13 protein-coding genes are annotated in these 13,858 nt (G+C 69.6%); 9 read left to right on the top strand and 4 right to left on the bottom strand.

Annotated elements, in window-relative coordinates; genetic code table 11:
* Window positions 1–16: 16 nt before the first annotated feature.
* From ACZ5CW_RS28705 to ACZ5CW_RS28695, 3 genes are all read right to left on the bottom strand, one after another.
* The gene (locus ACZ5CW_RS28705) at window positions 17–940 is read right to left on the bottom strand and encodes an RNA polymerase sigma-70 factor (protein WP_468606331.1); all 924 of its coding nucleotides are present in this window, start codon (window positions 938–940) and stop codon (window positions 17–19) included.
* A 46-nt stretch (window positions 941–986) separates the two neighbouring features.
* The gene (locus ACZ5CW_RS28700; protein WP_468606626.1) at window positions 987–1,370 is read right to left on the bottom strand and encodes a DoxX family protein; all 384 of its coding nucleotides are present in this window, start codon (window positions 1,368–1,370) and stop codon (window positions 987–989) included.
* Window positions 1,371–1,519: 149 nt separating this feature from the next.
* Window positions 1,520–3,814 (bottom strand): (Fe-S)-binding protein, encoded by a 2,295-nt coding sequence (locus ACZ5CW_RS28695; RefSeq protein ID WP_468606329.1) that lies wholly within the window; start codon window positions 3,812–3,814, stop codon window positions 1,520–1,522.
* 234 nt (window positions 3,815–4,048) lie between these two features.
* On the opposite strand from ACZ5CW_RS28695, the gene ACZ5CW_RS28690 reads away from it, so the two are divergent.
* The 7 genes from ACZ5CW_RS28690 (at window position 4,049) to ACZ5CW_RS28660 (ending at window position 11,997) form a co-directional block, all read left to right on the top strand.
* Window positions 4,049–5,068 (top strand): MraY family glycosyltransferase, encoded by a 1,020-nt coding sequence (locus tag ACZ5CW_RS28690; protein WP_468606327.1) that lies wholly within the window; start codon window positions 4,049–4,051, stop codon window positions 5,066–5,068.
* A 94-nt stretch (window positions 5,069–5,162) separates the two neighbouring features.
* A complete protein-coding gene (gene dnaK, locus ACZ5CW_RS28685; protein WP_468606325.1) occupies window positions 5,163–7,010 on the top strand; it encodes a molecular chaperone DnaK in 1,848 nt (615 codons plus the stop codon).
* Window positions 7,007–7,666 carry a nucleotide exchange factor GrpE gene (grpE, locus tag ACZ5CW_RS28680; RefSeq protein WP_468606323.1) on the top strand — a complete coding sequence of 220 codons (660 nt, stop codon included), beginning with the start codon at window positions 7,007–7,009 and terminating at the stop codon, window positions 7,664–7,666. The genes dnaK and grpE overlap by 4 nt, the downstream gene beginning before the upstream one ends.
* 39 nt (window positions 7,667–7,705) lie before the next feature.
* Window positions 7,706–8,875, top strand: coding sequence for a molecular chaperone DnaJ (gene dnaJ / locus ACZ5CW_RS28675; protein ID WP_468606321.1), 1,170 nt, complete (start codon window positions 7,706–7,708; stop codon window positions 8,873–8,875).
* Window positions 8,876–8,880: 5 nt separating this feature from the next.
* Complete coding sequence (locus ACZ5CW_RS28670; RefSeq protein ID WP_351844589.1) at window positions 8,881–9,333, top strand: heat shock protein transcriptional repressor HspR; 453 nt, start codon at window positions 8,881–8,883, stop codon at window positions 9,331–9,333.
* Window positions 9,334–9,637: 304 nt separating this feature from the next.
* Window positions 9,638–10,744, top strand: coding sequence for a sugar ABC transporter substrate-binding protein (locus ACZ5CW_RS28665; RefSeq protein WP_468606318.1), 1,107 nt, complete (start codon window positions 9,638–9,640; stop codon window positions 10,742–10,744).
* A gap of 209 nt (window positions 10,745–10,953) precedes the next feature.
* On the top strand, window positions 10,954–11,997 hold the full coding sequence (locus tag ACZ5CW_RS28660; protein WP_468606316.1) for a helix-turn-helix transcriptional regulator: 1,044 nt from the start codon (window positions 10,954–10,956) through the stop codon (window positions 11,995–11,997).
* A gap of 84 nt (window positions 11,998–12,081) precedes the next feature.
* Here the strand turns inward: ACZ5CW_RS28660 and ACZ5CW_RS28655 are convergent, their stop codons facing one another.
* Entirely contained in the window at window positions 12,082–13,092 is a 1,011-nt protein-coding gene (locus ACZ5CW_RS28655; RefSeq protein WP_468606314.1) for a helix-turn-helix transcriptional regulator, read from the bottom strand.
* 128 nt (window positions 13,093–13,220) lie between these two features.
* Here ACZ5CW_RS28655 and ACZ5CW_RS28650 point away from each other — a divergent pair, with 128 nt between their 5' ends.
* Together ACZ5CW_RS28650 and ACZ5CW_RS28645 are read left to right on the top strand one after the other, a co-directional pair.
* Window positions 13,221–13,385 (top strand): hypothetical protein, encoded by a 165-nt coding sequence (locus ACZ5CW_RS28650; RefSeq protein ID WP_468606312.1) that lies wholly within the window; start codon window positions 13,221–13,223, stop codon window positions 13,383–13,385.
* A gap of 1 nt (window position 13,386) precedes the next feature.
* Complete coding sequence (locus tag ACZ5CW_RS28645) at window positions 13,387–13,722, top strand: hypothetical protein (protein ID WP_356938489.1); 336 nt, start codon at window positions 13,387–13,389, stop codon at window positions 13,720–13,722.
* Window positions 13,723–13,858: the final 136 nt, after the last annotated feature.

Raw genomic sequence — 13,858 nt, 5'->3', positions numbered from 1 at the left:
CCTCGGCCTGGCGCGGTCAGCGTGCGGACCGGCGCCCCGGTCGCACCGCGCGGTCGATCGCCCAGGCGTCCGCCACCGGGCCCAGGTGACCGAGCTTGTCCGGGTTGATCACGAAGCGGATCGCCTGGATCCGGCCGTCCAGCACATCGAGCGTCAGGGTGTTGAGCACCTGGCCGTCCCGGTCGCGCACGATCGCGCCCGGCTGGCCGTTGATCTCGTGCGGCTCGCACGTCACGTCGACCCGGGCCATCCGGGGGAAGGCGAACGCGAGCAGCCGGGCCACGTTCCCGGCGCCGCTGACGGCCCTGGCCAGCTGCGGCGCCTTGCCGCCGCCGTCGCCGACCATCGACACGTCGGCGGCGAGCAGGTCCTGCAGACCGGCGACGTCGCCCGCGCGGAGGGCGTCGAAGAAGCGGGAGGCCAGTTCCGCCCGCTCCTGGCGGTCCGCCTCGAAGCGGGGGCGGCCCGCGGACATGTGGCGCCGTGCCCGCACCGCCAGCTGACGGCACGCCGCCTCCGAGCGTCCCACCGCCGACGCGATCTCGGGGAAGCCGAAGTCGAACACCTCCCGCAGGACGAAGACAGCCCGCTCGAGCGGGCTGAGCCGCTCGAGGAGCAGCAGGGCCGCCATCGACACCGAGTCGGCCAGCTCCGCCGACCGCGCCGGATCCTCGTAGGGGTCGGCGAGCAGTGGCTCGGGGAGCCACGGTCCGACGTACCGCTCCCGCCGCACGCGCGCCGAGCGCAGCACGTCGATCGAGATCCGGGTGACCGTGGCCGAGAGGAAGGCCTTGACCGATCTGGGCTCGGCCGGGGAGGCCTGGAAGCGCAGCCAGGTCTCCTGGACCGCGTCCTCGGCCTCGCCGACGCCGCCCAGTATCCGGTAGGCGATCGAGAACAGCAGCGGCCGCAGCTCCTGGAACTCCTCGGTCCTGCTCACGCCGGTTCCTCCTGGACGTCGTGGATGATCGGTCGTCGGCCGCCGGTCAGCCGCTGAAGGGCCCGGGGCCGAAGCGGCCCCAGGCGAGGAGTACCGCGAGCGCGAGGTAGACCAGGTTCAGCAGCACGAACGCGGATTCGCCACGGCGGCCATGGGTGATCATCGCGCCGATCATCAGCAGGATCCAGCAGACGGCGGTCACCGGCACCAGGACCGGTGCGATACCGAGCGCGGCGGGCAGGACCAGGCCCGCCGCGGCCAGGAGTTCGAGGACGCCGAGCGTCTTGACGAATGCGACGCCGGCGTCCGCGGTCCAGCCCCCGCCATGGGCCTCGGCCAGCTTCCGCCGGGGTACGAACGTCTTGCTGATGCCACCGGTCAGGGCCACCGCGGCCAGCAGTCCGGCAGTGATCCACAGCGCGAGGTCCATCATCCGCTCCTTGGTCGAGGATGCCTGCGCCCCTGAGACGAGACGGCGCCCCGGCCTGTGACATGCGAACGACGGCGCCCCCTGCCTGTGCGGGTCAGGGGGCGCCGTCGGTTCTCAGGGGCCGGTCGCTGCCGGCCGTGCGGGGGCCGCTACTTCACCGGCTCCGGCTGCGGCTCGGTCTCCGACTCGGCCGTGCCCGCCGGGGGCTCGTCGTCCGGGACCGGGGTCTTGACGGAGTCCAGCAGGAGCTGGGCGACGTCCACGACCTGGATGGACTCCTTGGCCTTGCCCTCGTTCTTCTTGCCGTTCACGGAGTCCGTGAGCATGACGAGGCAGAACGGGCAGGCGGTGGAGACGATGTCCGGGTTGAGGGAGAGGGCCTCGTCGACGCGCTCGTTGTTGATGCGCTTGCCGATCCGCTCCTCCATCCACATCCGGGCGCCGCCGGCGCCGCAGCAGAAGCCGCGCTCCTTGTGGCGGTGCATCTCCTCGTTGCGCAGGCCCGGGACCTTGCCGATGATCTCGCGCGGCGGCGTGTAGATCTTGTTGTGGCGGCCCAGGTAGCACGGGTCGTGGTAGGTGATGATGCCCTCGACCGGGGTGACCGGGATCAGCTTGCCCTCGTCCACCAGGTGCTGCAGCAGCTGGGTGTGGTGGATGACCTCGTAGTCGCCGCCGAGCTGCGGGTACTCGTTGCCGAGGGTGTTGAGACAGTGCGGGCAGGTCGCGACGATCTTCTTCGCGGACTTCGGCTTCTTCGTCGACTCGTCCACCTCGCCCTCCTCGTTGAGGGACTCACCGAACGCCATGTTCAGAGCGGCGACGTTCTCCATGCCGAGTTCCTGGAACAGGGGCTCGTTGCCGAGGCGGCGGGCGGAGTCACCGGTGCACTTCTCGTCCCCGCCCATGATCGCGAACTTGACGCCCGCGATGTGGAGGAGTTCGGCGAAGGCCTTGGTGGTCTTCTTGGCGCGGTCCTCCAGGGCACCGGCGCAGCCGACCCAGTACAGGTACTCGACCTCGGAGAGGTCCTCGATGTCCTTGCCGACGACAGGGACCTCGAAGTCGACCTCCTTGGTCCACTCCAGGCGCTGCTTCTTGGCCAGGCCCCAGGGGTTGCCCTTCTTCTCCAGGTTCTTGAGCATCGTGCCCGCCTCGGACGGGAACGCGGACTCGATCATGACCTGGTAGCGGCGCATGTCGACGATGTGGTCGACGTGCTCGATGTCCACCGGGCACTGCTCGACACAGGCGCCGCAGGTGGTGCAGGACCACAGGACGTCCGGGTCGATGACGCCGTTCTCCTCGGCGGTGCCGATCAGGGGGCGCTCGGCCTCGGCGAGAGCGGCGGCGGGAACGTTCTTCAGCTGCTCCTCGGACGCCTTCTCCTCGCCCTCCACGGTCTTGCCGCCGCCCGCGAGCAGGTAGGGCGCCTTGGCGTGGGCGTTGTCGCGCAGCGACATGATCAGCAGCTTCGGGGACAGCGGCTTGCCGGTGTTCCAGGCGGGGCACTGCGACTGGCAGCGGCCGCACTCGGTGCAGGTGGAGAAGTCCAGCAGGCCCTTCCAGGAGAACTGCTCGACCTGGGAGACGCCGAAGACGTCGTCCTCGCCCGGGTCCTCGAAGTTGATCGGCTTGCCGCCGGAGGTCATCGGGAGCAGCGCGCCGAGGGAGGTCTCGCCGGCGGCGTTGCGCTTGAACCAGATGTTCGGGAAGGCCAGGAAGCGGTGCCAGGCCACACCCATGTCGGTCTTGAGGGCGACCGTGATCATCCAGATGAAGGAGGTCGCGATCTTCACGCCGGCGAAGAAGTAGGTGAGGTTCTGGAGCGTGGAGACGTCCATGCCCTCGAACCAGGAGACGACCGGGTACGAGATGAAGAACGAGGCCTCGTAGCCGTCCACGTGGTGCTGGGCGCCCTCGAGGGCGTGCAGCATGAAGATGCAGACGCCGACGACGAGGATGACGGACTCGACGAAGTACGCCTGGCCGAAGTTGGATCCGGCGAAGCGGGACTTGCGGCCCGGCCTGCGCGGGTGGCTCAGCTGGCGGATGGCGATCAGGACGAGGATGCCCGCCACCGTCATCGTGCCCATGAACTCGACGTACACGTTGTACGGCGCCCACTCGCCGATGATCGGCAGGATCCAGTCCGCCTGGAACAGCTGGCCGATCGCGTTGACGATCGTCAGCAGCAGGGTGAGGAAGCCGACCGCCACGAACCAGTGCGCCACACCGACGACGCCCCAGCGGTTCATCCTGGTATGGCCGAGGAACTCCCTGACCACGGTGATGGTGCGCTGTGTGGGATCGTTGGTCCGCGTACCGGCCGGCACCGGCTGGCCCAGCCGCATGAAGTTGAAGATCTGCAGGAGGGCGCGGCCGAACAGTGCCACGCCGACCACGATCAGGACCAGCGACACGATGATCGCGGCGAGTTGCATTGGGGCTCCTGAGGCGGCCTGGAATTTAACTGAGCGACATTACTAAGCGGTAACTTATGCAGTCCGTCTGAGACTACCCCCATCTTCCGTCGGGATGCAGCGGAGCGCGGGGTGATCTGAGTCGCTGAGGGCCGCCTTCCTCCGGGGGTCCTCAGGGTGTGTCCGGTGCTTCCGGCAGGCAATCCGATCGTGTTATTCATACCGAATTGCTACATTCGCCCCTACCTTAGAGCCGTGCTCTACGGGATCGCCGCCGCAACAGCCGCCCTCCTCCTCGCCGCAGTGTTCGCGGCGCTGCTCAGGGTGCCCGGGCTGCGGCTGGGCGTCCTCGACCCGCGCCGCCAGCGGCCCCTGCCGGTGCTCGGCGGGCTCGCCGTCGTGACCGTCACCTGTCTGGTCGCCTGGACGGGGGAATGGACCCGGGTCGCCCCGCTCGGGGACGGGGTCGGGCGGCTGCTGATGGCCGCCACCGTGGTCGCCGCGCTGGGCCTGGTCGCCGACGTGTGGCGGCTGCGCGCGCGTGTGCTGGTCGCGGGTACGGCCGTGGCGGCGGCCTGTGTGGTGCCGTACGACGCGACGGGTGTGCCGGGCGGGGCGCTGGCCGTGGGCTGGATCGTGCTCGCCTCTCTCGCCTTCAAGGGGCTCGATCACGCCGACGGGCTGGCCGGGACGGTCGGGGTGGTCACCGCGTTCGGGGCGGGTGCCTGTGCCGCCGCCGAGGTGATGGACGGCCTCGCCGTGCTGCTGAGCGTGTTCGCCGCCGCTCTCACCGGCTTCCTGATGCACAACTGGCATCCCGCGAGGGTCGGCATGGGGGCGTGCGGGTCGCTGTTCACCGGGTTCCTGCTGTCCTCGTCCGTCGTCTTCACGCGCGCGGGGTACGCGATCGGGCCGAGCGCGGCGGTGGTGTTCTGCCTCGGCGCGGTCGCCGCCGCCGACGCCGTCCTCGTGGTCCTGGCCCGGCTGACGGCCCGGCACCCGCTGCTCAGGCGGCGGCCGGACCATCTCGCGCACCGGCTGCGGCGGCTCGGGCTCACTCCTCAGGGGTCCGTCGTGCTGCTGGGCGCCGCCTCCTTCTCCTCGGTGCTCGTCGGGGTGCTCGTGCACACCGGATGGACCGGGGACGGGGCCGTGCTGTGGGTGGGGGGAGCGGCGCTGCTGGCCGTCCTCGTACTCCTTCGCATCCCTGTCCAGCCGCCCCGACGCACGGAATCGACGCAGGTCAGCGGCCGGTTGCGTGTAAGGAACGGATAAGACTTGAGTCTGGCTGGCTCAGGTCTGTTGACCCGTCGCGTCTCCTCATGCACACTTGAGCCTGTTCCACTCAAGTCAGCTGGAGGAATCAACCATGGCACGTGCGGTCGGCATCGACCTGGGCACGACTAACTCCGTCGTCAGCGTTCTGGAGGGCGGCGAGCCCACCGTCATCACCAACGCCGAGGGTGCCAGGACCACGCCGTCCGTCGTCGCCTTCGCGAAGAACGGTGAGGTGCTCGTCGGCGAGGTCGCCAAGCGCCAGGCGGTCACGAACGTGGACCGGACCATCCGCTCGGTGAAGCGTCACATGGGCACCGACTGGAAGATCCAGCTGGACGGGAAGGACTTCAACCCGCAGCAGATCTCCGCGTTCATCCTGCAGAAGCTGAAGCGGGACGCCGAGGCCTACCTGGGCGAGAAGGTGACCGACGCGGTCATCACCGTCCCGGCCTACTTCAACGACTCCGAGCGCCAGGCGACGAAGGAGGCCGGCGAGATCGCCGGTCTGAACGTCCTGCGCATCGTCAACGAGCCCACCGCGGCCGCTCTGGCGTACGGCCTCGACAAGGACGACCAGACGATCCTCGTCTTCGACCTCGGTGGCGGCACCTTCGACGTGTCCCTCCTGGAGATCGGCGACGGCGTCGTCGAGGTGAAGGCCACCAACGGTGACAACCACCTCGGTGGTGACGACTGGGACCAGCGCGTCGTCGACTACCTGGTCAAGCAGTTCCAGTCCGGCCACGGCGTGGACCTGTCCAAGGACAAGATGGCCCTGCAGCGCCTCCGCGAGGCCGCCGAGAAGGCCAAGATCGAGCTGTCCTCCTCCACCGAGACCTCGATCAACCTGCCGTACATCACCGCGTCCGCCGAGGGCCCGCTGCACCTGGACGAGAAGCTCACCCGGGCTCAGTTCCAGCAGCTGACGGCCGACCTGCTGGAGCGCTGCAAGACGCCGTTCCACAACGTCATCAAGGACGCCGGCATCGCCCTCGGCGAGATCGACCACGTCGTCCTCGTCGGCGGCTCCACCCGTATGCCCGCCGTCGCCGAGCTGGTCAAGGAGCTGACCGGCGGCAACGAGGCCAACAAGGGCGTCAACCCGGACGAGGTCGTCGCCATCGGCGCCGCGCTCCAGGCCGGTGTCCTCAAGGGTGAGGTCAAGGACGTCCTGCTGCTCGACGTCACCCCGCTGTCCCTCGGTATCGAGACCAAGGGCGGCATCATGACCAAGCTGATCGAGCGCAACACCACGATCCCGACCAAGCGCTCCGAGATCTTCACGACGGCCGAGGACAACCAGCCGTCCGTGCAGATCCAGGTCTACCAGGGCGAGCGCGAGATCGCGGCGTACAACAAGAAGCTCGGCATGTTCGAGCTGACCGGTCTGCCCCCGGCCCCGCGTGGCGTCCCGCAGATCGAGGTCGCCTTCGACATCGACGCCAACGGCATCATGCACGTGACCGCCAAGGACCTGGGCACGGGCAAGGAGCAGAAGATGACCGTCACCGGCGGCTCCTCGCTGCCGAAGGACGAGGTCGACCGCATGCGCCAGGAGGCCGAGAAGTACGCGGAGGAGGACCACGCCCGCCGCGAGGCCGCCGAGACCCGCAACCAGGGCGAGCAGCTCGTCTACCAGACCGAGAAGTTCCTCAAGGACAACGAGGACAAGGTCCCGGGCGAGATCAAGACCGAGGTCGAGGCCGCGGTCGGCGAGCTGAAGGAAGCCCTCAAGGGCGAGGACACCGCCGAGATCCGCACCGCCACCGAGAAGGTCGCGGGCGTCTCGCAGAAGCTGGGCCAGGCCATGTACGCCGACGCCCAGGCCGCGCAGCCCGGCGGTCCCGAGGGTGCCACCGCGGGCGGCGCCAAGCCCGCTGACGACGACGTCGTCGACGCCGAGATCGTGGACGACGAGCGCAAGGACGGTGCCGCGTGACGGAGGAGACCCCGGGCTTCGAGGAGAAGCCCGACGTCCCCTCCGGCGCGACCCCCGAAGACGCCGAGTCGAAGGCCGCTCCCGAAGAGGGGGCGGCCCCGGCCGGGGACGTAAGTGCAGACGCGGGCCTGGTGGCCCAGCTGGACCAGGTGCGCACGGCGCTCGGCGAGCGTACGGCGGACCTCCAGCGCCTCCAGGCCGAGTACCAGAACTACCGCCGCCGCGTCGAGCGTGACCGGGTCGCGGTCAAGGAGATCGCCGTCGCGAACCTCCTGACCGAGCTTCTGCCCGTGCTCGACGACATCGGCCGCGCCCGGGAACACGGTGAACTGGTCGGCGGCTTCAAGTCCGTCGCCGAGTCGCTGGAGACCGTCGCGGCCAAGATGGGCCTGCAGCAGTTCGGCAAGGAGGGCGAGCCCTTCGACCCGACGATCCACGAGGCCCTGATGCACTCCTACGCGCCGGACGTCACCGAGACGACCTGCGTGGCGATCCTCCAGCCCGGGTATCGCATCGGCGAGCGCACCATCCGCCCCGCGCGGGTGGCCGTCGCCGAACCGCAGCCCGGCGCGCAGACCGTCAAGGGCGAGGGCGCCGAGGAGAACACCGCGGCGGAGGGCGACGACAAGGAGAACGGTGGCCCGGAGGAGGGCTGACGTAATCACCGACGACGCAGGAGAGGAGGGACGTCGGGGATGAGCACCAAGGACTTCATCGAGAAGGACTACTACAAGGTCCTCGGCGTCCCCAAGGACGCCACCGAGGCCGAGATCAAGAAGGCGTACCGGAAGCTCGCCCGCGAGTTCCACCCGGACGCCAACAAGGGCAACGTCAAGGCCGAGGAGCGCTTCAAGGAGATCTCCGAGGCCAACGACGTGCTCGGCGACCCCAAGAAGCGCAAGGAGTACGACGAGGCCCGCGCCCTGTTCGGCAACGGCGGCTTCCGCCCCGGACCGGGCGCCGGCGGCGGCTCCTTCAACTTCGACCTGGGCGACCTCTTCGGAGGCAACGCCCAGAGCGGCGGAGGCTTCGGCGGCGGAATCGGAGACGTCTTCGGGGGCCTGTTCAACCGCGGCGGCGCGGGGCCGACCCGGACCCAGCCGCGGCGCGGCCAGGACATCGACACCGAGGTCACCCTCAGCTTCACCGAGGCGATCGAGGGCGCGACGGTCCCGCTGCGGATGACGTCCCAGCAGCCCTGCAAGGCCTGTTCCGGCACCGGCGACAAGAACGGCACCCCGCGGGTGTGCCCGACCTGCGTCGGCACCGGGCAGGTCGCCCGGGGTTCGGGCGGTGGCTTCTCGCTCACCGACCCCTGCCCCGACTGCAAGGGCCGCGGCCTGATCGCCGAGCACCCCTGCCTGGAGTGCAAGGGCAGCGGGCGCGCCAAGTCGTCCCGCACGATGCAGGTCCGCATCCCGGCGGGTGTCACCGACAAGCAGCGCATCCGGCTGCGCGGCAAGGGAGCGCCCGGCGAGCGGGGCGGACCGGCGGGCGACCTGTATGTGGTCGTGCACGTCGGCGAGCACCCGGTGTTCGGGCGCAAGGACGACAACCTCACCGTCACCGTGCCGGTGACGTTCGCCGAGGCGGCCCTCGGCGGTGAGGTGCGGGTGCCGACCCTCGGCGGCCCGGCCGTCACGCTGAAGCTGCCGCCGGGCACGCCCAACGGCCGCACGATGCGCGCCCGTGGCAAGGGCGCGGTCCGCAAGGACGGCACTCGCGGCGACCTGCTGGTCACCGTCGAGGTGAGTGTCCCGGGGGACCTGTCGGGGAAGGCTCGTGACGCACTGGAGGCGTATCGCGAGGCGACCGCGGACGAGGACCCGCGGGCGGAGCTGTTCGAGGCCGCGAAGGGAGCTTGAGAGTGATGGACGGCCGTCGGCGTAACCCGTATGAACTGACCGAGGAGACCCCGGTCTACGTCATCTCGGTGGCGGCCCAGCTCTCCGGACTCCACCCGCAGACGCTGCGCCAGTACGACCGCCTGGGCCTGGTCTCCCCCGACCGCACCGCCGGCCGGGGCCGCCGTTACTCGGCTCGCGACATCGAACTGCTCCGCCAGGTGCAGCAGTTGTCGCAGGACGAGGGCATCAACCTGGCCGGAATCAAGCGGATCATCGAACTGGAGAACCAGGTCGCCGCCCTGCAGTCCCGCGTCGCGGAGATGGAGGCGGCGCTGGACGGCGCGGCGGCCGCGATGCGGCAGCGCGAGGCCGCCGTCCACGCCTCCTACCGCCGGGACCTGGTCCCGTACCAGGAGGTGCAGCAGACCAGCGCCCTGGTGGTGTGGCGGCCCAAGCGGCAGCAGCAGTCGGACTGACGCGCGGGAACGCGCGAGAGGGGCCCGCAGGCATCCGTGCCTGCGGGCCCCTCTCGCGTGCCGCCGCTGTCGGCGGGTGGGTGCGCCGATCCCGGCCCGGATGTGGACTTCCGCTGGATGGAGGGTCCGTAAAGAGGGTTTGTAGGTGGTTCCGCGTAATCTTCACAGGTACAGCTGAGCGTGGTGTTGCGGACTCGTTAAGTGATTCCGCTTGACGTCGGGTGGCGGCTCCGCGTTGTCTTTTCAGACACCTGGGTCGTATAGCGCCACCCACGTCCGGAACGCACCTGAAGTGAGCCCTCGAATGCGTCGTATCGCCATATCCGTGGCCGCGTCCACGATGACCCTCTCGCTCGCCGGCTGCGGCGTGCTGAACGCGGCGGAGGACGGCGCGAGCGCGAGCCCCACCAAGGGCAACGACATCACCGTGGGCCTGCTGCTGCCCGAGAAGGCCAACACGCGCTACGACAGGTTCGACTACCCCATCATCCGGGACAAGGTGGCCGAACTCACCCGGAAGCAGGGCAAGGTCAAGTACGCCAACGCCGACGCGAGCGCCACCCGGCAGGCCGACCAGCTGCAGCAGATGGTCGACGACAAGGTCGACGTCATCCTGCTCGACGCGGTCGACGCGCACGCCGTCGCCGACGGGGTGAAGAAGGCCAAGGACGCGGGCATTCCGGTCATCGCCTACGACCGCCTCGCCGAGGGTCCGATCGACGCCTACATCTCCTTCGACAACGAGCTGGTCGGCGAGGTGCAGGCCCGCACGCTGCTGGAGGCGCTGGGTTCGGGCGTCGACACCTCCGACAAGATCGTCATGATGAACGGCTCGCTCACGGACCCGAACGCCAAGCAGTTCAAGCAGGGCGCGCTGTCCGAGCTGAACGGCAAGGTGACGATCGCGGAGTCCTACGACACCAAGGACTGGAAGCCGGAGAACGCCCAGACCAACATGGCCGAGGCGATCAGCAAGATCGGCAAGGACAACATCGCCGGCGTCTACGCGGCCAACGACGGCATGGCGGGCGGCGTCATCAAGGCCCTCAAGGCGGTCGGCGTCACCGACCTGCCCCCGATCACCGGCCAGGACGCCGAACTCGACGCCATCCAGCGGGTGGTGACCCGCGAGCAGTACATGAGTGTCTACAAGTCCTACCCGGACGAGGCCGAGGCCGCCGCGCAGATGGCCGTCACCAAGATCCAGGGCAAGGACATCCAGTTCGACGCCCTCACCCAGGACAAGGTCGACAGCCCCACGACCAAGGACATCCCGTCCAAGCTGGTCCAGGTGAGCGCGCTGACCAAGGACACCATCAAGGACACGGTCATCGCCGACGGCATCTACACCGTCGAGGACATCTGCACCGCCAAGTACAAGGCGGCCTGCGCGGCGATCGGCCTGAAGTAGCCCCGCGGCGGGGCCCCTGCGGCGTCAGCTCCGGTCCGGATCACCACCTTCCCTCATCTTGTTGCAAGCAGGGGGATGGAGCCTGGATGAAACCCGGGCATACCGGTGGTTCGCGGCAGCCCCCGCCGGGAGAGCCGTGTTGCGGACCCGGTCGCCGCCGCGCATAGTTGCGCTGCGGAAGTGGCAGCACACCGGGGGTGGAATGGGCGATGGCCGGGCACGGGGCGGAGGAGCATCCTCACGGTGCCGACCGGCTGTGCGAGGCCGGGGACCGTGTGTATTCCCGTGCCGTGCGCCGGGGGCGGGTGCCGCGCACGGACGCCGAACCGGTGCCCTGTCTGCTGGAACTGGCTCTGCTGCACCCGGACCCGGACGACATGGACTGGCTGGTGCCGACCTCCCCGCAGGAGGTCATGACCAGGCTGCTGCGCGGGGTCTACGACGAGGTCAGCGAGAGCCAGCGGCGGATGGGCTCGGCGGTGGCCGCCTTCGAGTGGTACGCGGGCCTCGGCCGGCAGCTGAACGCGCTGGCGGCCCCGGCCGAGGGCAGCGCGATCCGGGTCCTGGACGGGCTCTCCCGCATCCAGGCCGCGATGGACGAGGCGACCGAGGCGTGCACCACCGAGGTGCTCACCGTGCAGCCGGGCGGCATCCGGCGGGAGGCCGAGCTGACCGAGGGGCTGCACCGGGCGCTGACCCTGCGCGGCCGGGGCGTGCGCATGCGCGACCTGTACACGCATGTGGCCCGGCACGGGCAGGGGCTGCTCAACTACCTGGAGCTGATGGGTGACACGGTCGAGGCACGCACCCTGGACGAGGTCATCGACCGGCTGATCCTCTTCGACCGCACGGTGGCCTTCATCCCCGCCAACACCGACCGCACGATGGCGCTGGAACTGCGCCACCCGGCCCTGGTCGAGTATCTGGTCACGGTCTTCGAACGCCTGTGGCGCCTGGCGATCCCGCTGACCGCCGCCCTGCCCGACACCGGCATCGAGGGCATCTCGCACCGCGAGCAGTCCATCGCCGCGCTGCTCGCCGAGGGCCACCAGGACGCGGTGATCGCCGAGCGGCTCGGCATCAGCGTCCGCACCTGCCGTGCCCACATCGCCCGCCTGTCGGAGACGCTGGGCGCGGCCAGCCGCACCCAACTCGGCGTCCGCATCGCCCAGGTGGGCCTGGACGGCCACCGCCCCGGCCGTCCGGCCGGCGCCCTCACCGCCGCGGACCAGGAGTCCCCGACCGTCCTGTGAGGTGACCGGGCCGGGCACGGCCGTCACCGCCGGGAGCGGCGGTGAGCCGGGCGGTGTGCCTTGGCCGCGGGCCCGCGCCTCGCCTCAGTGGTCCCGGTCCAGGATGCCGGACTGGGCGATGAGGTAACCGAGCTGGGCGCGGCTGCCGCTGCCGAGGGCCTGGGCGAGCTTGGCGATGTGGGCCCGGCAGGTGCGCACGTTCATGCCCAGCCGGCGCGCGATGGCCTCGTCGACGTGGCCCTCCACGAGGAGCTTGGCGATCGAGTGCTGGATCTCGGTGATGCCGTCGAGGGCGGTCTCGTACGGGGTCCCGGCGCTCAGCGGCACGGCGCGGTCCCACATGAACTCGAACACCTTGATGAGGTAGCTGACGAGGCCGGGATGGCGCAGTTCCAGGGCGACCTGCCGGTCGTCCCGTATGGGGATGAAGGCGACCGTCTCGTCGCAGATGATGAGGCGCTCGACCAGCTCGTCTATGGTGCGGTACTCCGCCTTGCCGTTGGTGAACTGGTCGACGTAGGCCAGCCGTTCGGGGATGTAGCGTGCCGTGTGCTGGTACAGCGTGCGGATCCGGACGCCGCGCTCGATCAGTGTCCGGTCGCGTTCCAGGCCCTCGATGACTCTGCGCTGGGGATGGCGGACGCTCGGCTGGACCGTCAGCACCTCGTTGCGGCACTGGTCCGTGGCCAGGTCGAGGGCCGTGTTGATGCGGTCCAGGCCTTCCAGCACGGTGATCGCGTGCGTGGGGGCGGCACCCTGGACGGTGAGCGACATGAAGGGCTCGAAGGTCTCGGAGATCCTCAGGGACGCGCTCCTGCGCTCGGAGATCTCGCGTTCGAGCGGGTCCAGCCGCTGGGCCAGGGCCATCGAGGGAGGCACCGGGCGCAGCCAGTTCGCGTCGTCGGGATCCGCGTGCAGGAGGGCGAACTCCATCAGGCAGGGGGCGGCTTCCGCCTCCGCGCGCGAGAGACGCCCTGCGCGCAGAGCATTGGCGTAGAGACGCCTTCCTTCCTCGCACAGTTCAGTAATGGCATGGGGATGTACCGTGTTTGCCGGATTTGTAGTCAAATCTCCACCCCCCAGGGTCCTGAACATGCAGGAACATGATGCACTGATTGTGTGGTCATGACGTGCCCGAATGAGCCATCGTCTTATCCGACGGGGGAAGAGGGGACCTTCAAGTGAGGACGAAGCCGACTATGCGTAAGAGAATGCTTCGCTCGGTGCTTGTCGCCGCCTTCTCCGCCGTTGTGGCCTTCGGAACGCTGAATGGCCTCTCCACTGCGAAGGGCGACGTGCGAGCGGACACCCAGTGGTCGTTGGTGAAGACCGGGGTGGCTGCCGACGAAGACGTGGTTGCCAGCCCGACCGACACTCAGTGGTCCTGACATGACGACGCCTCCTGACGATCGCTCCTTCCGCCGCGAGATGGCCACCGCCTACCGCTCGGGCTGGCACTTCATCGACCTGGTCACCGCCATCCCCCACAGCGGTGACTCGTTGATGGTGACCGTCTTCGGTGAGCCGGTCGTCGTCACCCGGGACGAGGACGAGGATGTACGGGCCTACCGGTGCCTGCGCAAGCCCCGTGGGGCGCCGCAGCCCGTACGGTGCGCCATCCGGTACGGAATGATTTTTGTGAACCTGGACCAGCGGGACCACCGGCTGACCGAACCGGCGGACTCCGACCTGAGGACCATCTCGGCCACCCCCCGCAGTGCCTGACGCGATTCCCCCGTCGTAAAAGATCGCTCAGGTGCTTCCCCCCGCAGCGGGGGGGGGGGGGGGGGGGGGGGGGGGGGGGGGGGGGGGGGGGGGGGGGGGGGGGGGGGGGGGGGGGGGGGGGGGGGGGGGGGGGGGG

This window comes from Streptomyces sp. NPDC031379 (genome assembly GCF_055569615.1).
Note: the sequence above shows the minus strand (reverse complement) of the source record. Positions and strands in the feature narration are given on the sequence as shown.

Coding starts and splice junctions, on each gene's coding strand:
- ACZ5CW_RS28700 (WP_468606626.1), bottom strand. CDS start 1,370: ATGGACCTCGCGCTGTGGATCACTGCCGGACTGCTGGCCGCGGTGGCC.
- ACZ5CW_RS28695 (WP_468606329.1), bottom strand. CDS start 3,814: ATGCAACTCGCCGCGATCATCGTGTCGCTGGTCCTGATCGTGGTCGGC.
- dnaK (WP_468606325.1), top strand. CDS start 5,163: ATGGCACGTGCGGTCGGCATCGACCTGGGCACGACTAACTCCGTCGTC.
- dnaJ (WP_468606321.1), top strand. CDS start 7,706: ATGAGCACCAAGGACTTCATCGAGAAGGACTACTACAAGGTCCTCGGC.
- ACZ5CW_RS28670 (WP_351844589.1), top strand. CDS start 8,881: ATGGACGGCCGTCGGCGTAACCCGTATGAACTGACCGAGGAGACCCCG.
- ACZ5CW_RS28665 (WP_468606318.1), top strand. CDS start 9,638: ATGCGTCGTATCGCCATATCCGTGGCCGCGTCCACGATGACCCTCTCG.
- ACZ5CW_RS28660 (WP_468606316.1), top strand. CDS start 10,954: ATGGCCGGGCACGGGGCGGAGGAGCATCCTCACGGTGCCGACCGGCTG.
- ACZ5CW_RS28655 (WP_468606314.1), bottom strand. CDS start 13,092: ATGTTCAGGACCCTGGGGGGTGGAGATTTGACTACAAATCCGGCAAAC.
- ACZ5CW_RS28645 (WP_356938489.1), top strand. CDS start 13,387: ATGACGACGCCTCCTGACGATCGCTCCTTCCGCCGCGAGATGGCCACC.